Annotated in this window: 19 protein-coding genes; 8 read left to right on the top strand and 11 right to left on the bottom strand. The window is 73.1% G+C overall.

Annotated features, from left to right (window positions below; genetic code table 11):
- Nucleotides 1-3 precede the first annotated feature (3 nt).
- From hpxZ to AB0J72_RS40900, 4 genes are all read right to left on the bottom strand, one after another.
- Nucleotides 4-387, bottom strand: coding sequence for an oxalurate catabolism protein HpxZ (gene hpxZ, locus AB0J72_RS40915; RefSeq protein ID WP_363409398.1), 384 nt, complete (start codon nucleotides 385-387; stop codon nucleotides 4-6).
- A 92-nt stretch (nucleotides 388-479) separates the two neighbouring features.
- Nucleotides 480-2,114, bottom strand: coding sequence for a regulator (locus tag AB0J72_RS40910; protein ID WP_363409395.1), 1,635 nt, complete (start codon nucleotides 2,112-2,114; stop codon nucleotides 480-482).
- A 3-nt stretch (nucleotides 2,115-2,117) separates the two neighbouring features.
- Nucleotides 2,118-2,798: an isochorismatase family cysteine hydrolase gene (locus AB0J72_RS40905; RefSeq protein ID WP_363409392.1), complete on the bottom strand. Its 681-nt coding sequence runs from the start codon at nucleotides 2,796-2,798 to the stop codon at nucleotides 2,118-2,120.
- Complete coding sequence (locus AB0J72_RS40900; RefSeq protein WP_363409389.1) at nucleotides 2,799-3,506, bottom strand: isochorismatase family cysteine hydrolase; 708 nt, start codon at nucleotides 3,504-3,506, stop codon at nucleotides 2,799-2,801. It lies immediately after the preceding gene.
- A gap of 253 nt (nucleotides 3,507-3,759) precedes the next feature.
- Between AB0J72_RS40900 and AB0J72_RS40895 the strand changes: the two genes are divergently transcribed.
- Nucleotides 3,760-4,740 (top strand): calcium-binding protein, encoded by a 981-nt coding sequence (locus AB0J72_RS40895; protein WP_363409386.1) that lies wholly within the window; start codon nucleotides 3,760-3,762, stop codon nucleotides 4,738-4,740.
- 64 nt (nucleotides 4,741-4,804) lie between these two features.
- A complete protein-coding gene (locus AB0J72_RS40890) occupies nucleotides 4,805-5,452 on the top strand; it encodes a hypothetical protein (protein ID WP_363409383.1) in 648 nt (215 codons plus the stop codon).
- Nucleotides 5,453-5,648: 196 nt separating this feature from the next.
- Here AB0J72_RS40890 and AB0J72_RS40885 read toward each other — a convergent pair whose 3' ends face one another.
- Nucleotides 5,649-6,293, bottom strand: coding sequence for a GntR family transcriptional regulator (locus AB0J72_RS40885; protein ID WP_363409380.1), 645 nt, complete (start codon nucleotides 6,291-6,293; stop codon nucleotides 5,649-5,651).
- 81 nt (nucleotides 6,294-6,374) lie between these two features.
- Nucleotides 6,375-8,114, bottom strand: coding sequence for an ABC transporter ATP-binding protein (locus tag AB0J72_RS40880; RefSeq protein ID WP_363409377.1), 1,740 nt, complete (start codon nucleotides 8,112-8,114; stop codon nucleotides 6,375-6,377).
- A gap of 90 nt (nucleotides 8,115-8,204) precedes the next feature.
- On the opposite strand from AB0J72_RS40880, the gene AB0J72_RS40875 reads away from it, so the two are divergent.
- Entirely contained in the window at nucleotides 8,205-8,825 is a 621-nt protein-coding gene (locus tag AB0J72_RS40875; RefSeq protein ID WP_363409374.1) for a hypothetical protein, read from the top strand.
- Between the two features lie 312 nt (nucleotides 8,826-9,137).
- Here AB0J72_RS40875 and AB0J72_RS40870 read toward each other — a convergent pair whose 3' ends face one another.
- The 4 genes from AB0J72_RS40870 to aceB all read right to left on the bottom strand — a co-directional run bounded on the left by AB0J72_RS40870 (nucleotide 9,138) and on the right by aceB (nucleotide 14,708).
- Nucleotides 9,138-10,406 (bottom strand): heterodisulfide reductase-related iron-sulfur binding cluster, encoded by a 1,269-nt coding sequence (locus AB0J72_RS40870; RefSeq protein WP_363409371.1) that lies wholly within the window; start codon nucleotides 10,404-10,406, stop codon nucleotides 9,138-9,140.
- Complete coding sequence (locus AB0J72_RS40865; RefSeq protein WP_363409368.1) at nucleotides 10,406-11,605, bottom strand: FAD-binding oxidoreductase; 1,200 nt, start codon at nucleotides 11,603-11,605, stop codon at nucleotides 10,406-10,408. The genes AB0J72_RS40870 and AB0J72_RS40865 overlap by 1 nt, the downstream gene beginning before the upstream one ends.
- A 3-nt stretch (nucleotides 11,606-11,608) precedes the next feature.
- Nucleotides 11,609-13,066, bottom strand: a complete 1,458-nt coding sequence (locus AB0J72_RS40860) for an FAD-linked oxidase C-terminal domain-containing protein (protein ID WP_363409365.1) — start codon at nucleotides 13,064-13,066, stop codon at nucleotides 11,609-11,611.
- A gap of 85 nt (nucleotides 13,067-13,151) precedes the next feature.
- Nucleotides 13,152-14,708 carry a malate synthase A gene (gene aceB, locus AB0J72_RS40855; protein WP_363409362.1) on the bottom strand — a complete coding sequence of 519 codons (1,557 nt, stop codon included), beginning with the start codon at nucleotides 14,706-14,708 and terminating at the stop codon, nucleotides 13,152-13,154.
- A gap of 268 nt (nucleotides 14,709-14,976) precedes the next feature.
- Between aceB and AB0J72_RS40850 the strand changes: the two genes are divergently transcribed.
- From AB0J72_RS40850 to AB0J72_RS40835, 4 genes are all read left to right on the top strand, one after another.
- Nucleotides 14,977-15,870, top strand: coding sequence for an FKBP-type peptidyl-prolyl cis-trans isomerase (locus AB0J72_RS40850; protein WP_363409359.1), 894 nt, complete (start codon nucleotides 14,977-14,979; stop codon nucleotides 15,868-15,870).
- 77 nt (nucleotides 15,871-15,947) lie between these two features.
- Nucleotides 15,948-16,286 (top strand): SDR family NAD(P)-dependent oxidoreductase, encoded by a 339-nt coding sequence (locus AB0J72_RS40845; RefSeq protein WP_363409356.1) that lies wholly within the window; start codon nucleotides 15,948-15,950, stop codon nucleotides 16,284-16,286.
- Nucleotides 16,216-16,824: a hypothetical protein gene (locus AB0J72_RS40840; RefSeq protein ID WP_363409353.1), complete on the top strand. Its 609-nt coding sequence runs from the start codon at nucleotides 16,216-16,218 to the stop codon at nucleotides 16,822-16,824. The genes AB0J72_RS40845 and AB0J72_RS40840 overlap by 71 nt, the downstream gene beginning before the upstream one ends.
- Nucleotides 16,802-18,568: a thiamine pyrophosphate-dependent enzyme gene (locus AB0J72_RS40835; protein WP_363409350.1), complete on the top strand. Its 1,767-nt coding sequence runs from the start codon at nucleotides 16,802-16,804 to the stop codon at nucleotides 18,566-18,568. Before AB0J72_RS40840 ends, AB0J72_RS40835 begins: the two co-directional genes overlap by 23 nt.
- Here AB0J72_RS40835 and AB0J72_RS40830 read toward each other — a convergent pair.
- Nucleotides 18,555-18,890, bottom strand: coding sequence for a hypothetical protein (locus tag AB0J72_RS40830; protein ID WP_363409347.1), 336 nt, complete (start codon nucleotides 18,888-18,890; stop codon nucleotides 18,555-18,557). The genes AB0J72_RS40835 and AB0J72_RS40830 overlap by 14 nt on opposite strands.
- A 96-nt stretch (nucleotides 18,891-18,986) precedes the next feature.
- Here AB0J72_RS40830 and AB0J72_RS40825 point away from each other — a divergent pair, with 96 nt between their 5' ends.
- Nucleotides 18,987-19,319, top strand: a complete 333-nt coding sequence (locus tag AB0J72_RS40825; RefSeq protein WP_363409344.1) for a DUF952 domain-containing protein — start codon at nucleotides 18,987-18,989, stop codon at nucleotides 19,317-19,319.
- The last annotated feature ends 18 nt before the right edge of the window (nucleotides 19,320-19,337 follow it).

The following is a 19,337-nucleotide window of genomic DNA, read 5'->3' as shown; positions in this document are numbered from 1 at the left end:
CGCTCAGTCGCCGCGGGGATGGGAGACGTGGGCGTGGACGATGCGCCAGCCCTCCGGGAGGCGGACCCAGGTCTGGGACTGCCGTCCGGGACGGTCGTCGGTGCCGGGGTAGTCGAACATCGTGGTGACGGTGGCCAGGTCGGTGCCGAACGTGGTGATCCTCGTGCCGAACAGCCGGCGGCCCGGCGGGAGCGGCCGCTGCGCGGACCGCCAGTCGCGGAGCTCGCGGGCACCGGTCTGGTGGTCCGCGACGCCGAAGCGGACCACGGCCGGGGAGTCCCAGAACGCCTCGCTCAGGGCGGTGACGTCGTTGGCGACGAGCGCCTTCTCGTACGCCACGAACGCCGCCTCCACCTCGGCGACGATGTCGTCCCTGTTGATCCGCACGGGTGTCCCTTCTGACGCGACTGGCTTGCACGGTGCTGGTCGCGCGGTGGTCCCCAGGGAGGACGGGGGACCACCGCGCAGTCGGGGAGGAGCTACGCAGCCGGAGCGGCGGCGGGGGCCGAGGCCGCCGGAGCGGGAGCCGGTGGGGCGTCAGCCGGTGGGGCGTCGCCGTGCAGGCGGTCCAGCTCGATCTCGTCGGCGTCCTTCGGCCGGGGTTCGGGGCGGCTCAGCGCGAACAGGCCGCAGACCACCGCGATGAAGAGGTAGCCGAGCGCGACCTGCCCGTTGGCGTTCCAGGCGACCTTCTCGCCGTGGATCAGGCCGACGAAGGCCAGCGCCGCGCCCGCGAGCGCGAAGATTCCCGCGTGGATGAAGCGTTTGTCGATGATGAACGCGACGATCGAGCCGAACACGAGGCCGGCGAGGATCGCGCCCTGGCCGAGGGTGAGCAGCCCGCTGTAGATGACGCCGTTGCCGGCGAGCGCGGCGTCGCCGACCTTGGCGGCGGTGGTGCCCGCGGCCGCCAGGGAGTTGTCGATCTGGCTGGTGGCCCACTGGGCGATGTTGGGGATCAGCGCCGCGATGACCGCCGCGGCGTGCGCCTTGGGGGAGAACTGGAAGGCCTGCGCGCCGATCAGCAGGCCGATGTAGAGCAGGATCGGCACGATCGCCGGCAGCGGGAAGATGGCGCCGAGGAAGCCGAACAGGCCCAGGAAGCACAGGATCGCGATGACGACGCCGGTCGCCATCGAGTAGCCGCTGCCGCCGCCGGCCTTCTTCCAGCCGGGGTGCCCGACGTACACGGCCGGGGGGAACGGCGAGCCGAGCGCCGCGCCGATCAGCGCCCCGGCGCCGTCGGCGAGCAGGACGCTGCGCAGGTTGTAGTTGTCGCCGGCGGCCGCGGCGCTCTCCACGTTGGACATCCCCTCGGTGAAGTTGTAGACGCCGAGGGGGATCGCGGTCGCGAGCAGCGGCGCCACGTCGGACAGCCCGGAGGTGAGCAGGTCCAGGTGCAGGCCGGGCAGGGCGAAGCCGATGTCGTCGACGGCGGCGCTGACCGCGTTGCCGTCCATCGCGCCGCCGGCCCAGCCGATCGCGGTGCCCACGAGCAGCGCGGCCAGCCCGATCGGGAAGTTGCCGGGCAGCTTCGTGTCGGTGAGCAGGCCGATCAGCAGCAGCGCGAACACCGGCAGCGCCACCCACGCGAGGTCCCACATCCGGGCGGCGGGCAGCATCGAGATGAACGTGATGGAGATGCCGGCGAGGGTGCCCAGCAGCGCCGCCCGCGGCGCGTACTTCCGGATGTAGGGCCCGACGAACGCGCCGACGATGACGATGACCCCGATGATGAAGGCCCAGGCCAGACCGGCCTTCCAGGCCAGCGTCGGGTTGTTGGTCTTCAGGTAGACCGGCAGCATGATGACGAAGATGACGATGAACATGTGCGGCACGCTCGGCCCGTAGGGCAGGGCGGTGACGTCGGTGCGGTTCTCCTTGCGGGCCAGGCGCCGGGCCAGGAACGTGTAGTAGACGTTGCCGGCGACGAGCGCGATGCCGAGCGCCGGCAGGATCGCGTGGAAGACGTCGCGCTCGCTGAGCTTCACCACGAACAGGCACAGCGACGTCAGGGTCAGCACGTTCACGAGCACGTTCACGCCGAAGCCGAAGAACGCGTTGGTGTCACCGCGGACCCACCACGGGACCTTGAGCGAAGCGGGAGTGGTCATGTCTCACGTCCTCTGCGGAGAGGGTTGCAGTGCGGCGATGAACGAGGATGAGGGCGCGACCCAGCCGAAGATGCCGCCCTGCGCGGCGATCATCCGCAGGCCCGCCTCCTGGAACTCCGGGAAGTAGGAGCCGACGCAGTCCGACAGCACGAGGCACTCGTAGCCGCGGTCGTTCGCCTCCCGGACGGTGGTGTGCACGCAGACCTCGGTGGTCACACCGGTGACGACCAGGCTGCGGATCCCGCGCGCGGCGAGGACGTCGCCGAGGGACGTGTTGTAGAAGGCGCCCTTGCCGGGCTTGTCGATGACCAGCTCGCCGCCGGCCGGGGCCAGCTCGTCGATGATGTCGTGGCCGTGCTCGCCGCGGATCAGGATGCGGCCCATCGGCCCGGGCGCGCCGATGCGCATGCTGGGGTCGCCCCGGTTGAGCTTCGCCGGCGGGCAGTCCGACAGGTCCGGCAGGTGGCCCTCGCGGGTGTGGATGACCGTGAGGCCCAGCGCCCGGCAGGCGGCGAGCAGCGCCGCCGTCGGCTCGATGACGCGGCGCAGCTGGGCGACGTCGTTGCCGAGGGTCTCGCCGAAGCCGCCGGGCTCCATGAAGTCGCGCTGCATGTCGATGACGAGGAGCGCGGTGCTCGCCGGGTCGAAGGTGAAGGGTCCGGGCGAGGCGTCCACCGTGGCCATTCAGACCACCGTGCCGGCGACGGTCGCCGCGATGACGTCGGTGGAGGTGGCGACGCAGCCGAAGACGCCGCCCTGCATGGTGACCATGTGCAGCGCCGCGGCGTGGTTGGCCGGGTCGGTCGCGCCGGTGCAGTCCGACAGGATGAGGCACTCGTAGCCGCGGTCGTTCGCCTCGCGCATCGTGGTGTGCACGCACACGTCGGTCGTGATGCCCGTGAGGATGAGGTGGGTGATGCCGTGCGTGCGCAGCACCAGGTCCAGGTTGGTGGCGTAGAACGCGCCCTTGCCGGGCTTGTCGACGACGACCTCGCCGGGCGCCGGCGCCACCTCCGGCACGATCTGCCAGCCAGGCTCGCCCTTGACGAGGATCCGCCCGCACGGGCCGGCGGCGCCGATCTCGGCGCCGATCCGCGCGGACCGCCAGCGCTTGTTGGGCGGCAGGTCCGACAGGTCCGGGTCGTGGCCCTCCCGGGTGTGCACGACCAGCATGCCGAGCCCGCGCACGTGGTCGAGCAGCTTCGCGGTCGCCGGCAGCCCCGCCCGGGTCAGGCCGATGTCGTAGCCCATGCTGTCGACGTAGCCGCCCGGTCCGCAGAAGTCCGTCTGCCAGTCGATGCACAGCAGCGCTGTGCGCTCGACCGGGACCGAGCCGTCGTACGGCCAGGCGTAGGGCCGGGCCTCGACGACCGGGCCGATGCTTGCAGTCATTGCCCCTCCAGGTGACGGTGTGCCCGAAAGCCCCCCGCCGGGCGGTGATGTCCCGCGCGGTGCCGCCGCGGATGCCTCGCACAGGAACCCCTGCGCCGCGGCGGCTCCTCGGCGATCTCGTCGAGTGCGGGCATGCTGTCGATTGTCGACAGTTCTGTTACGCCGAACCGCGGCTCATGTAACGCGTCGATGTCCGGAGGCCGGTACCCGACAGTTGCTCGTATGTGATCGCCGCCACTGCGACCCTGCCGCGATGAGACGACTGTCCCGGCTCGGACTCGCGGTCATCCTCGGCGTCGGCTTCACCGTCGCCGCCGTGAGTCCCGCACACGCTGAACCACTGGTCGCCACCCTCACCATGAGCGGTGAGATGCACTACGATGCGGCGCTCAACCAGGCCAACCGGCTCACCATCAGCAACCCGTCGCCCGGTGTCGTCGCCTTCACCGACGTCTACCCGATCACGTTCAGCACGCCTGACGGCAGCACCTGCAGCTACCCGTACGCCACCCAGACCACCGTCCACTGTGTGCATGCGGCGACCTTCCTGGACATCAAGACCTCCGACCTCGACGACGTCATCGACAACCGCACCACGTCCAACGTGCACGCCTCCGGCGGCGACGGGAACGACGTCATCAAGATGGGCGGCCACGCCACGCCCGCCGCGGCCGGCGACGCGTCCGGCGGACCGGGCGACGACGTCATCCACTCCGGCCCCGGCGACGACTGGATCAACGGCGGCACCGGCTCCGACACCGTCACGTTCCAGGGCCGGACCGCGAAGATCACCGCGACCCTGGTGAGCCCGGCGCACGGCGGCGACCCGCTGACCGGCGAGTCCGACGTGTACCAGGAGATCGAGAACCTCACCGGCGGCGGCGCCGCGGACACCCTCACGGGCGACGGCAACGCCAACGTCATCGACGGCGGCTGGTACACCACCCCGTGCCTGCCGTTCCCCGGCGCCGGCCTGCTGGTGCCGGCCGCGGCCCAGGCGCCGCCGCCGTGCACCACCTACTCCGGCGACGACGTCATCAACGGCGGCGGCGGCCCCGACAGCCTCCGCGGCCGGCAGGGCGCCGACACCATCAACGGCGGCACCGGCAACGACACCCTGTACGGCGACGCCGGCTTCGACAGCCTCAACGGCGGCGCCGACTCCGACATCTGCTACCCGGGCGCCGACGGCGCCACCACCAGCAGCTGTTCCATCCTCGCCCCACTGCCCTGACGGGTTCCCGGACGGCGCGCGGCGTGGCAGAATCCCGCCGACCCTTCGGCCCCCGGAGCCTGCCATGCCGCCCGTCCGCATCCCCGCCGGCGCGTTCGTGCCGCCGATCTGCCCGCGTCACGGGCGGCCCGCCACGAGCATGCGGCCGATGGTGTTCCTGTCGCCGCTGCCGCTGTGGGCGTGGCCCCTGGCGGTGCTCGCCGGCCGCCTGCTCTACCGGATCCTGCTCAGGCCCCTGCGGAAGGAGGCGCTCGCGCCGGCCTGGCCGTCGTGCCGCCGCTGCGGTCTGCGCCGCGCCGCCCGGATCGCCGCCGGCGCCGCCACGATCGTCGCCGGCCTCGTCGCCGCCCTGTACCTGAGCGAGCGGGTCCACGGCACGGCCGCGCTCGCCGCCATCGCCGGCACGGTGGCCTGCATGGGCACCGGGCTCGTCGTCGTCGCCCGCGGCACCCACGCCGCGGTGGCCGGCGTCCGGGTCAGCCGCGACGGGCTGTGGCTGGAGCCGCGGCGCCCGCACCCCGCGTTCGTCGCGGCCCTCGCGGCGCAGCCGCTGCCGGAGTACCCGATGCCCGACGGCTGGACCGTCCCCGCCACCGCCGCGCCCTCCACGGTCTGGGCCACCGCCCAGCCCGCCGCGGAGCCCGTGCCCACGCCGCTCGCCGCGGCCCCGCCGGTGCCTTCGCACTCCGGCTGGACCTCGCCGAGCGCCTGACCCCCGACCCCCCCCGGCCGCAGCACGCCGGGCGCCTCGGCGGGCGCCTCGGCGGGCGGGCGGGTCGGCATGGACGGCGACTGGCCGCTCCCGCACCACGCCCACGAGGCGTTCGCCGCGACGCTGCGCGAGGTGCTGCCCACCCCGCCACCTGCGGGGGGCCCGCCTGGTCCCGCCCGCCGCGCGTCCGGCGTCGTCAGCCGATGTACGACCGGGCGCCGTGCTCGTCCAGCGCCGCGAGCACGGCGGCCGTGTCGCGGGCCGACACGGCCTCGAACAGCCGCTCGTGGCGGTGGACGCCGTCGTGCGGGCGGGCGACCTCGGCCTCGCGCCGCAGGTTCAGCGCCATGTACAGCTGGATCTTCACCAGGATCGACTCGTAGACCTGCGTCAGCTGGCGGTTGCCGGCGAGGGCGACGACCGCGACGTGGAACTCCCGGTGGGCGGTCGCCACGTCGAACTGGTCGCCGCGGGCGTCGGCCTCCTGCAGCGCCTTCACCGCGGCGGCGACGCCGGCGAGGTCCGCGTCGGATGCGGTGACGGAGACGGCGTGCCGCTCGAGGACGTCGCGGACCGCGTACAACTCCTGGATGTCGTCGGCGGAGAGGGTGGCGACCCGAACCCCGCGCCGCGGCACGTGCTCCACGAGTCCCTGCTGCGCGAGCAGGCGCAGCGCCTCCCGCAGCGGGGCGCGGCTGATGCCGAACCTGCGGGTCAGCTGCTCCTCCACGAGCCGCTCGCCGGGGTCGGTGGTGCCGCTGAGGATCTCCCGGCGCAGCCGTGACATGGCGAGATCGACCAGGCTCGCGCTGGCCAGCTCGTCAGACGCACCGGGTTTCACCTGCCCAGTGTCGCAGACCCCGGGAGGGACGCTCACACGCGCCGCTCGCGGGCGGCTTCGCCGCGCGTGCCGGGCGGAGGGCTACACGTGCTGGAGGCGGTGCAGCCTCGCATACGTGCCGCCCGCCGCGACGAGCTCGTCGTGGGTGCCGAGCTCGGTGAGCCGGCCGCCGGACAGGACCGCGACCCGGTCGGCGTTGCGGACCGTGGCCAGCCGGTGCGCGACGACGAACGTCGTCCGTCCCCGCATGAGCCGGGTCAGCGCCTCCTGCACGAGCGCCTCGGACTCGCTGTCCAGCGCCGAGGTCGCCTCGTCCAGCAGGAGCACCCGCGGGTCCCGGACCAGCGCCCGGGCGATCGCGAGCCGCTGCCGCTGACCGCCGGACAGCAGCGCGCCGCGCTCGCCGACGACGGTGTCCCAGCCGTGGGGGAGCCGCTCCACGAACTCCAGGGCGTTCGCGTCCCGCAGCGCCCGCGTCACCGTCTCCTCCGTCATGCCGCTCAGCCCATACGTGACGTTGTCGCGGATCGTGCCGTCGAACAGCACCGACTCCTGCGGCACGACCGAGACGCTGCGGCGGTAGCTGCGCAGGTCGATGCGCTCCATGTCGACGCCGTCGAGCAGGATCCGGCCCTCGGTCGGCCGGATGAACCCGATCAGCAGGTTGAGCATCGTCGACTTGCCGGACCCGGACGGGCCCACGAACGCGATCGTCTCTCCCGGCCGCACGTCGAGGTCGACGCCGCTCACCGCCGGGTCCGCGCCCTCGGTGTACCGGTAGCCGACGCCCTGCAACGTCACGGCGCCCGCGACCGTCGTGACGACCTGCTTGCCCTCGTTGCGCTCGAGGTCGGGCGCGGCGAGCATCTCGCCGATCGACCGGATCGACTCGAGTCCCTTGGTGATGATCGGGGCCAGCCCGAAGAGCCCGATGACCGACGACGTCAGCACCGCGAAGTACGTGCTGAGCAGCACCACGTCGCCGGCGCTGACCGGCGCGAACCCGCTCCACGCCGCCCATCCCGCCGCGATCAGGCAGGCCGCGCCCAGCAGCTGGTACGTCACCCACGACAGCGCACCGAAGCGCCCGTTGACCAGGTCGAGCCGGCGGCCGGCCGCGCGCACCTCCTCGACGGTCCCGCGGACCCGGTGCAGCGCCTCGGTCTCCAGGGCGTGCGCGCGCGTGATCGGCATGAGGTGCGCCATCTCGTCGACGCGGGCCGAGAGGTCCTCGACCCGGCGGCGGAACTCCTCATTGCGGGCCCCGGACCGCCGCCGCACCATCGCGACCAGCCCCGCGGTCGCCGGCACCACCAGCAGGAACAGCGGCACGAACTGCGGGACCCGGACCGCGGTCAGGCTCAGCGCCCCGGCCAGGGTCAGCACCGCCGACGTCCCCGACGCCGCCACCTGCTGCAGCATCATCTCGACGTTCTCCACGTCGCGGACGACCTTCGTCTGCAGCAGGCTCGCGCCCGCCTTCGTGTGGAAGCTGATCGACAGCTGCTGCAACCGCCCGGCGAGCGCCGACCGCAGGTCCGTGCCGAGGTCCCGCACGATCAGGCTCATCTGCCGGACCCACAGCATGTGGACGGGGATGTTCTGCAGCAGGACCACGGCGAGCACGGCCGCGTTGAGCCACAGCTGCGCGAGCGGCCGGTGCTCCACGACCACGTCGATGATGTTCGCGGTGAGCAGCGGCAGCAGCCAGATCGGGCTGTCCTTCACCGCGAACGCGACGGTGGCCAGCGCGATGCGCCACTTCCGGTGGGCCAGCAGCCGGACGGTGGTGCGCAGCGGCCTGCGGCCGTCGAAGTCCATGCGTCAATCCGATCGCATGACACGGGGCGGCTCAACGTCACCATGCTCACAGGGTCATGTCCCTTCGGCCGGTGGCGGTAACCTGCTCCCATGACGCAGCCACCTTACGGGCAGCAGGACCCATATCAGCCCAACCCGTATGGCCAGCAGCCCCAGTACGGGCAGCAGCCCTCCGACCCGTACGCGCTGCCGGCCGGACAGCAGCCGATGTCGGGCCCGCCGTCCTCGTCGCCGCCCGGCTCGAGCCCGCCGTACTCGCCGACCTACCAGCTGCCGGTCTCCGGCGCCCCCACGTCCGGCGGCTACGACCCGTACGGCCAGCAGCAGGCGGCGTACGGTCAGCAGGCGGCCTACGGCCAGCCCGGCTACGGCGTCCCCGTCCTCGGCGCGGCCAACGCGGGCTACGACCCGGCGACCGGCCAGCCGTACTCCGACAAGTCGAAGCTCGCCGCCGGCCTGCTCCAGCTCCTGCCGGGCCTGTTCCTCATCCTCGGCGGCATCGGCCGGCTGTACGCGGGCAACACCGCCCTCGGCGTGACCCAGCTGGTGCTGAGCGTCGTCGTCGGCTGGACGTCGTTCTGGTGCGGCTTCCTCTTCTGGCTGCCGTTCCTGATCGTCTTCGGCCTGTGGGTCTGGTTCGTCGTCGACGGCATCATCCTGCTGACCGGCCGCCCGGTCGACGGCCAGGGCCGCCCCCTGCGCCCGAACTGACCGGCCCCGCCAGGCGCCCCCGGGCGGGCGCCGCAGGGTGGCGACCGGCCCGAAGAAGCGGTGGCCGAGCACGCAGTGCAGCCGGATGTGCTCGACCGGCCCGCCGGTGCTCCGCGCCGGCCCGTCGCTGCGCACGGTGGCCGGGAGCCCGCACTCGGGACAGTCCACGAGGTTCGTCGTCATACCGGCACCCACGCGGGGCCGAGCCACCAGGCTCGGCCCCGTCGTCTACCCGACGCCGCGGGGCATGGTCCGGGCCGACCGGCATGAACGGGCGCAGCGGCCGCGATCGCCGCCGTGCCGCGCCGCCCGTTACGCGGGGTCGGGGTTGAGGCGGACGCCGCGGATGGAGGCGTCGAGGACCTGGGCGGTGTGGGCGGTGCGGATGGTGGCGCCGGTGGTGTGGAGGCCGGCGGTGATCTGCATGAGGCAGCCGGGGTTGGCGGTGACGAGCCAGTCGGCGCCGGTGGACAGGACGTTGCGGGCCTTCAGGGCGGCCAGGTCGGCCGCCGGGGCGGGGTTCAGGATGTTGTAGACGCCGGCGGAGCCGCAGCAGATCTCGGCGTCGGGGATCTCGCGCAGGTCGAGGCCCGGGATGCCGCGCAGCAGGGCCCGCGGCTGGGAGCGGACGCCCTGGGCGTGGGCGAGGTGGCAGGCGTCGTGGTAGGCGACGGTCAGCGGGAGCGGGTGGCGCGGGGCGGCCGGGCCGAGGCCGGCGAGGAGCTCGGAGAAGTCGGTGACGCGGCCGGCGAGCGCGGCCGCGCGGGCGGCGTACGCGGGGTCGTCGGCGAGCAGGTCGCCGAGGGACTTCAGCGACGAGCCGCAGCCGGCGGCGTTCACGACCAGGGCGTCGATGCCCGCCGAGGCGAACGTGTCCACGATGCCCCGGGCGAAGTCCGCGGCCTCGGCGTGGCGGCCGCTGTGGACGCTGAGCGCGCCGCAGCAGCCCTGCGCCGGCGGGATCACCACGTCGCAGCCCTCGGCGGCCAGGACGCGGGCGGTCGCGGCGTTCACGGACGGGAAGAACTCGCGCTGCACGCAGCCGGTGAGCATCCCGACCACGGCGCGGCGCGGGCCCAGGGCCGGCAGCAGCGCGGGCAGGGGCACGGATCGGCGGACCGGCGGGGCGAGCGCGGCCAGGGTCGCCAGCCGGCCCGGCAGCCGGGACAGCAGCGGGGAGCCGAGCCGCTGGTACAGCCCGAGCGGCCGCTTCATGAGCGCCAGCCGCCGCGGGTGGGGGAACAGGCCGAACACCAGGCCCCGCAGCGCCCGTTCCGGCAACGGCCGGGGGTGCTCCCGCTCCACCGCGACGCGGGTCTGTTCGATCAGGGTGTCGTACCGGACGCCGGACGGGCACGCGGTCACGCACGCCATGCAGCCGAGGCACGCGTCGAAGTGGCCGGCGGCGGACGGGGTCAGCGGCTCGCCCTCGAGGCGCTGGCGCATCAGCTGGATGCGGCCGCGCGGGGAGTCCATCTCCTCGCCCCACAGCACGTACGTCGGGCAGGTCGGCAGGCAGAACCCGCAGTGCACGCAGTCCGAGACGAGCCCGGGGTCGACGAAGGGGCCTTCGAGCACCATCAGATGCCCCCCACGAACCGGCCGGGAGCGAGGATGCCGAGCGGGTCGAACTGCTCCTTCACCCGGCGCATCAGGTCGAGGCCGTCGACGTGCCCCCACACGTCGACGCGGGACCGGACCGCCGGCGGGGAGGTGAGCACCACGCAGTGGCCGGCGCCGGCGCGGGTGGCGGCGCGCAGGTCGCTGACGACACCGACGACGGAGCCCGGGTCGGTGTCGCCGGGCAGGCCCGCGTAGAGGACGCCGGTGCCGGCCGAGCCGCGCACGTGCAGCCTGACGTCGTGCAGCTGGGCGGTGACGCTCGCGGCGGTCAGCAGGTACGGCACCCGCGACAGCGCGGACGTGAGCTTGATGCCGATGTCCCCCGGCCGCCACGGGTAGGTGCCCCAGCCGGGCGGTGGGGTCTCGGCCGTGCTGGCGCCGTCGCCGAGCAGCTTCTCCAGGTCGGCCGCGCGCTGGGCGACCCCCTCGGGCACGCCTTCCACGAGCGCGGTCACCGTCAGCGGGTCGGTGTCGACCTCCAGGGCGCTCGGCACGACCTGGGCGCCGAGGACCGCCGCCAGGACCCGCGCGGCGTCGCCCGGGCCGTCGACGCGGACCGACACGAACCGGCGGGCGGCGGGCAGCGGGTGCAGCCGGAACGCGCACTCGGTGATGACGCCGAGGGTGCCGTACGACCCCGCGACCAGCTTGCCGAGGTCGTATCCGGCGACGTTCTTGACGACCTTGCCGCCGGCCTTCGCCACGACGCCGTCGGCGCGGACGACGGTGACGCCGATGAGCAGGTCGCGGACGGTGCCGTACAGCATGCGCCGCGGGCCGGACGCGTTGACCGCGACGGTGCCGCCGACGGTGGCGCCCGGCAGCGGCTCGTCCAGCGCGAGCTGCTGCCCGGCGGGGCGCAGCGCCTCCTGGACCTGCCGCAGCGGCGTGCCGGCGCGGACGACGGCGACGAGATCGCCGGCGGCGTGCTCGACGAGCCCGCACAGGTTGGACGTCTCCAGGATCAGGTCGAGCCGCTGCGGCGGCAGCGCCCAGTCCTGCCTGGTGCCGCCGCCGCGCACGACGAGCGCGAGCTCGTCGCCGGCGGCGCCGCGGACCACGTCGGCGACCTCAGCGGTCGACGCGGGCGAGGCGATGGCGGCGGCCGGCACGCCCGCGATCCGCGCTGCCGGCGCCGGCGAAGCTCCAGCGATCATGACCTAGAAGACCTCCGCGATGCCTGGCTGATGCTGCGGATGGGTGCCCTTGCGCCGCCCCGGGACCTCGCCGCACAGGCGGGGCGTCGGGAAGACCTTGCCCGGGTTCGACAGCCCGTGCGGGTCGAACGCGCACCGCACCAGCTGCATCGTGTCGAGGTCGTCGGCGCTGTACATGCTGGGCAGGTGCTTGGCCTTGTCGACGCCGACGCCGTGCTCGCCGGTGATCGACCCGCCGTGTTCGACGCAGATGTCGAGGATGGCGCCCGACACCGCCTCGGCCCGCTCCGCCTGCCCGGGGACGGTCTCGTCGAAGAGGACGAGCGGGTGCAGGTTGCCGTCGCCGGCGTGGAAGACGTTGGCGACCCTGACGCCGTGGTCGCGGGCCAGCTCGCCGATGCGGGTCAGCACCTGCGGCAGCGCGGTGCGGGGGATGACGCCGTCCTGGACGATGTAGTCGGGGCTGATCCGGCCGACGGCGGCGAACGCCGACTTGCGCCCCTTCCAGAACAGGGCCCGCTCGGCGTCGTCGGCGGCGATGCGGATCTCGAACGCGCCGTGCTCCCGGCAGAACGCCTCGACCGCGGCGAACTGCGCGTCGACCTCGGCCCGCGGCCCGTCCAGCTCGACGATGAGCACCGCGCCGGCGCCGCCCGGGTAGCCGCAGTGCACGGCCGCCTCCGCGGCCTCGATCGCCAGGGCGTCCATCATCTCGATCGCCGCCGGCACGACCCCGGCCGCGATGATCGCCGACGTGGCGGCGCCGGCCTGGTCGGTGCCGGGGAAGGCGGCGAGGAGGGTCCGGACCGTCTCCGGGAGCCGGACGAGGCGCACGGTGACCTCGGTGGCGATGCCGAGGGTGCCTTCGGAGCCGACGAACGCGCCGAGCAGGTCGTAGCCGGGCGCGTCGGGTGCCCGGCCGCCGAGCCGGACCAGGTCCCCGTCGGGGGTGACGATCTCGACGCCGGTGACGTGGTTGGTGGTGAAGCCGTACTTGAGGCAGTGCGCGCCGCCGGAGTTCTCCGCGACGTTGCCGCCGATCGAGCAGATCTGCTGGCTGGACGGGTCGGGCGCGTAGTAGTAGCCGTGCGGGGACGCGGCGCGGCTCACCTGCAGGTTGATCACGCCCGGCTCGACCACGGCCCGCTCGTCCTGCGGGGCGACCTCGCGGATCGCGCGCAGCTGTGAGGTGACGATGAGCGCGCCGTCGGCGTGCGGCAGCGCCCCGCCGGACAGGCCGGTCCCGGAGCCGCGGGCGACGAACGGCACCCCGGCGGCCACGCACGCCCGGACCGTGTCGGCGCACTCCCGGGCCGTCCGCGGCAGCACGACGACCGCGGGCACCACCCGGTAGTGGGTCAGCCCGTCGCACTCGTACGTGCGCAGCTGCTGGCGGTCGGTGAGCACCTGCTCGGGCCGCAGGAACCCCCGCAACCGCGCCACCAGCCCATCGACGGTCACACCGCCACCTCCGCTCCGCTCCGGCGTCGGCGTGCCCCGAACCTGCAATGCTGGTTCGCGGCCACTGCGCTGCGCTCCGGACCGCTCACGGCATGCGTTCGTACGCCGGCAACGTCAGGAAGTCAACGAACTCGTCCGCCACAGCCACCTCCATGAACAACGCCCGCGCCTCGCCGAGGTCCCGGCCGAGTGCCGCCAGCTCCTCGTCGGCGATCCGCTCGACCAGCTCGCGCGTCACTGGCGCACCCGTATCGGCCAGGGTGACACCGTTGTGCAGCCACTGCCAGACCTGCGACCGGGAGATCTCCGCGGTCGCCGCGTCCTCCATCATGTTGTTGATCGCGACGGCGCCGCTGCCCTTGAGCCACGCGTCGAGGTACTGCACGCCGACGCTCACCGCGTTGCGCAGCCCAGCCTCGGTCTGCTGCCCGGGCGTGTCACCGACGGCGAGAAGGTCCTCCGCGGTCACGGTCACGTCGTCGCGGAGCCGGTCGAGCTGGTTGGGCCGGTCGCCGAGCACGCCGTCGAACACGGTCCGGCACGTCTCGACGAGGTCGGGGTGCGCGACCCAGGACCCGTCGAACCCGTCGCCGGCCTCGCGGGTCTTGTCGGCGGTAACTTTCTCGAACGCCACCTTGTTGATCTCGGGGTCGCGCCGGCTCGGGATGAACGCCGCCATGCCGCCGATCGCGTGCGCGCCCCGCCGGTGGCACGTCCGCACGAGCAACTCCGTGTAGGCGCGCATGAACGGCACCGTCATCGTCACCGTGTTGCGGTCCGGCAGCAGGAAGTCGCTGCCACGGGTACGGAACTTCTTGATGACGCTGAACATGAAGTCCCACCGGCCGGCGTTGAGGCCCGCCGAGTGCTCGCGCAGCTCGTACAGGATCTCGTCCATCTCGAACGCGGCCGGGAACGTCTCGATCAGCACGGTGGCCCGGATCGTGCCGGTGGGGCGGCCGAACCGCTCCTCCGCGAACGCGAACACCTCGTTCCACAACCTGGCCTCCAGATGCGACTCCATCTTCGGCAGGTAGAAGTACGGCCGGGTGACGAGGTGGTTGTGGAAGAAGTAGAGCCCGAAGTCGGTCAGCGAACCGGACGTCGGCGCGCCGTCGACCAGGATGTGCTTCTCCGGCAGGTGCCACCCGCGCGGGCGGACCACGACGGTGGGGCGCGGTCCGCCGGTGAGCTCGTAGTGCTTTTCGCCGGAGGTGTACGAGAGGCTGCCGGCATTCGCGTCGCGCAGGTTCAGCTGGCCGCCGATGACGTTGGCCCACAGCGGCGTGTTGGCGTCCTCGTGGTCGGCGAGCCACACCTTCGCGCCCGAGTTGAGCGCGTTGATGGTCATCTTCGCGTCCGTCGGCCCGGTGATCTCGACCCGCCGGTCGACCAGGCCCGGCGCCGGCTCGGCCACCTGCCAGTCGCCCTCCCGGATCTCGCGCGTCTCGGGCAGGAAGCCGAGCGTCCCGCCGGCGGCGAGCTCCGCCTCGCGCTCCTTGCGGGCCTGGAGCAGCTCCAGCCGACGGGCGTCGAACGTCCTGTGCAGATCTGCCAGGAAACTCTGAGCTTCCTCGGTCAGGATCTCGGCGAATCGGTCGTCGAGCGGTCCGGTAATCTCGACGCCCTGAACAGTGCCCATGACATGACCCTATCGGCTGCGCTGCCACCCGGGGCGTGTCGCGGCGCGTGTGATATGGGAAGCTCTGGCGAACAAAACTCAGGTCCGCCGGATTATCGGGTCCGTCCAGCAGGGGAGTCTTCCAACTGTGAGCGATCGGGGCAGAAGCCGCCGCACTGCGAGGTCGACCAAGGCCACTCCGCCACAGGCGGCACCGGACACCGAGGTCGAGCCCACCGCGGACGCGGAAAGCGACACGACGAACACTGAGCCGACCGAGGCCGAGGGCGTGGCCGAGGAGACCGTGTCGTTGGGCAAGAAGGACGACCCGGACGCGGACGCCGAGGCGGCCGACGGTACCGGCGACGACACCGCCGCCGACGACGACGGTGACACGGCCGACGACCCGGACGCCGCCTCGGACGCCTCAGACGGCGACGACCAGGACGCGACCGCCGACGACGAGTCCGAAAAGTCGGATAAGTCCGATAAGGCGGATAAGGCGAAGAACGCGAAGACCGTCGCGCCGGCGACGAAGGCGGAGAAGCGTGCCGCCGCGCGCATCGCCGCCGCGAAGGCCGCCCGCCGTCGCCGTGCCGGGCAGGCGATCGCCGGCACGATGATCGTCCTGCTGGTCGTCGGCGGCGCGTTCGCCGGCGTCTGGTACTTCGGCGACCGGGCCGAGAAGAACCGGATCAAGTGCAAGCCGGTCGGCGACGCCAACGCGTTCCCGCCGCTGCTCGGCGGCATGAACAAGGGCCTGGCGACCGAGCCGACGATCACCGCCAGCACCGAAGAGGTCAAGTCCGTCAAGACCAAGGTCCTCATCCAGGGCGACTGCAAGGCGGTCAAGGCCGGCCAGACCGTCACGGTCAACTACGTCGGCGCGACCATGAAGGACGGCAAGGTCTTCGACGCGTCCTGGCCGCGGAAGAAGACGATCGAGATCCCGGTCGGGCAGAAGCAGCTCCGCAAGCAGCCCCAGGTCATCGAGGGCTGGGACGAGGGCCTCGTCGGCCTGAAGATCGGCAGCCGCGTCCAGCTCGACATCCCCGGCAGCAAGGCTTACGGCGACGACGCCCCCGAGGGCTACCCGAAGGGCACGCTCCGGTTCATCGTCGACATCCTCGACGCGAAGGACGCGGACGACAGCGGCGGCCTGCCCGCCGGCTTCGGCGGCTGAGCACCGGCCCCGCACGACGCGAGCGAGGCCCCACCGGCAGCAGGCCGGTGGGGCCTCGCCGTGTTTACGGTCGGAAGATGACAGCTGTCCTGCTCACCGGCGCCACCTCGGGCCTCGGGCGGTGGCTCGCCCCGCGGCTCGGCGCGGCCGGCCTGACCGTCCTGCTGCACGGCCGCGACCCGGACAAGGTCGGGCGCGGCGTGGCGGAGGTCCGCGCGGCCGGCGGCACCGCCGAGGGGCTCGTCGCCGACCTCGCGAGCCTGGCCGAGGTGGACCGGCTCGCCGCGGCGGTCGCCGGCCGCGACGACCTGACGATCCTGGTCAACAACGCCGGCGTCGGGTTCGGTGCGCCGGGCGGCGCCCGCGAGGAGAGCGCCGACGGGCACGAGCTGCCGGGAGCTGCCGGAAGGGCGTGACAGCCGCTGGGCCGTCAACTTCCTCGCCCCCGTCCGCCTCACCACCGCGCTGCTGCCCACGCTCACCACCAACGCGCCCGCCAAGGTCGTCAACGTCGGCTCCATCGGCCAGGCGCCGATCGACTTCGACGACGTGGAGCTGCGCCGCTCGTACGACGGCGTCACCGCCTACCGGAGGTCGAAGCTCGCCCTGGCGGCGTGGAGCCTGGACCTTGCCGGCGAGCTTGCCGGCGAGCTGGATGGCGGCCTGGCCGGCGGCGAGGTGTCCGTCAACTGCCTGCACCCGGCGACGTTCATGGACACCCAGATGGTCCGCGACTACGGCGCCGCGCCCAGGTCGACGGTCCGGGAGGGCGGCGAGGCGACCCTGCGGCTGATCCTGCACGAGCGGGGCACCGGCGGGTTCTTCGACGGCGACCGGCCCGCCCGCGCGCACCCCGACGCCTACGACCCCGAGGTGCGCCGCCGGCTCAGGGCGATGTTTGGTTCCGCCGGTACCGGCAAAGCACACATGCATGAGCAGAGCGACTGTCGGTGAGGCACTGATCGCGCGGCTGGCCGACTGGGGGGTCGACACGGTGTTCGGCCTGCCCGGCGACGGCGTCAACGGGATCATGGAGGGCCTGCGGCGCAACGCCGACCGGGTCAGGTTCGTGCTCGTGCACCACGAGGAGGCCGCCGCGTTCATGGCGGTCGCGCACGCCAAGGCCACCGGCCGGCTCGGCGTCTGCCTCGCCACCTCCGGGCCCGGCGGCATCCACCTCGCCAACGGCCTTTACGACGCGAAGCTCGACCACGCCCCCGTCCTGGCGATCACCGGGATGCAGGAGTCCAGCGTGATCGGCACCGCGTACCAGCAGGAGGTCCACCTCGACCGGCTCTTCGAGGACGTGGCGGAGTACAACGAGACGATCGGCAACCCGGCGCAGGTGCCGTCGCTGGTCGACATCGCCGTCCGCACCGCCCTCGCCCGGCGCGGCGTCGCGCACCTCACGGTCCCGAACGACGTGCAGGTCGCGACCGCCGGCGACAACCCGTTCGAGACCGTCGGGCCGACCCGCGCGCCGGCCACCGCGCCCGTGCTGGTCGCGCCGCCGGTGCGCCCCGCCGACGACGACCTCCAGGCCGCCGCGGACCTGCTCAACAACGCCTCGAAGCCGGCGATCCTGGCCGGCATCGGCGCCCGCGGCGCCGGACCCCTCGTCGAGCTGGTCGCCGACGTGCTCGGCGCGCCGATCGTGAAGTCGCTGCTGGGCAAGATGGTCGTGCCCGACGACTCGCCCTTCGCGCTCGGCGGGCTCGGCCTGCTCGGCACCGCGCCCAGCGAGGACCTGATGCAGGAGTGCGACGCGCTGCTGATGGTGGGCACGAACTTCCCGTACACGAAGTTCCTCCCGGCGCCCGGCCAGGCGCACGTCGTGCAGATCGACGTCGAGCCCGCGCGGGTCGGCACCCGCATCCCCACCGACGTGCCGCTCGTCGGCGACGCCGCGGCCACCTGCGAGGCCCTGCTGCCCCGGCTGCGGCGGCGCACCGACCGGCGGTGGCTGCTGCGGTACCAGGAGAAGATGCGCGACTGGCGGGAGCGCATGGCCGCCACCGAGCGGGCGGACCGGGACCCCATCGCGCCGCAGTTCCTGGCCAGCACGCTCGACCGGGTCGCCGCGCCCGACGCGATCCTCGCCTGCGACTCCGGCACCGTCACCACGTGGGCGGCCCGGCACTGGAACGCCACCGGCGGCCGCGAGTTCTACCTCTCCGGCACCCTCGCGTCGATGGCGCCGGGCCTGCCGTACGCGATCGCGTTGCAGCACGAGTACCCGAACCGGCAGGTCATCGCGTTCGTCGGCGACGGTGGCTTCGCGATGCTCATGGCCGAGTTCCACACCGCGGCCCGCTACAAGCTGCCGATCAAGGTCGTCATCAACGACAACAGCGCCCTCGGCATGATCGTCTGGGAGCAGATGGTCAACGGCTTCCCCGAGTTCGGCGTCCGGTACGGCGACGACCCGCAGGCCGACTACGTCGGGTGGGCGCGCGGCTGCGGCGCGTACGCGGCCCGGGTCACCGACCCGATCGCCCTGGAGAACGTCCTCGGCGAGGCGTTCGCCTTCGACGGGCCGGCGCTCGTCGACGTCGCGGTCGACGCCGACGAGCCCCCGATGCCGGCCAGCGTCACCTACCAGCAGGCGGTGAAGTTCGCTGAGGCGTTCGTGCGCGGCCAGCCGCGCAAGGCCGCGATCGCCACCACGCTGCTGAAGGACCGCATCACCCGCCTGTGATCCTCCGGCGGATCCGGTGCCTTCCGCGGCCCCGCACCGACCTCGCCCACAGCCTGGTCCGGCCGACGGTCATCGTGATGCCGCCCGGGATGTCGAGGCCGCCGAGCCCGGATACACCGCCGACGAGCACCACGCCGCCGATCGCGACCAGACCGGTGCCGGTCAGCAGGTACACCATGGAATCCGGCTGCTCGGCGGTCTGCTGCCCGGTCGTCTGCGCCGTGTGAACCATCGGCGGGTCAGGTCTTCGAGCCTGCGCGGCGCTCAGCGAGCCCACCGCGATGGCGGCGCCGGCGACGCACACCCATGTCCGAGTTCTCATAATCGCGGACGCTAGGTCGCAAACGGGTGACTCGTCGCTCACACGCGTTCACCTGCGACAGGTGAAGGAACCTCTCACCCGTGGCATTGTGTGCCCGTGCTGATCTATAAGATCCTGCTGCCCGCCGAGTGGGCGGCGTTCGAGGCGAACGGCCGTTTCGACGGCTCGCCCCTGGACCTGCGCGACGGCTACATCCACTGCTCGTCCCGCGACCAGGTCGCCGGCACGGCCCAGCGCTACTTCGCCGACGCGCCCGACCTCGTCGTCGTCGCCATCGACGCACAGACCATGGGCATGTGGCTGCGCTGGGAGACCTCCGCCACCGGCGGCCTGTTCCCACACGTCTACGCCCCCCTTCCCCGCGCCGCCGTCGCCGCCGTCCACCGCATCGCCGGCGCCGCCTCCGTCGACGACGTCATCCCCGCCTGACCCCCACCCGCCCCGAAC

This window comes from Dactylosporangium sp. NPDC049742, assembly GCF_040674675.1.
In the GTDB taxonomy this organism is placed as follows: Bacteria; Actinomycetota; Actinomycetes; order Mycobacteriales; family Micromonosporaceae; genus Dactylosporangium; species Dactylosporangium maewongense.
The sequence above is the reverse complement of the archived record's forward strand: the minus strand, read 5'-3'. Positions and strand labels throughout refer to the sequence as shown.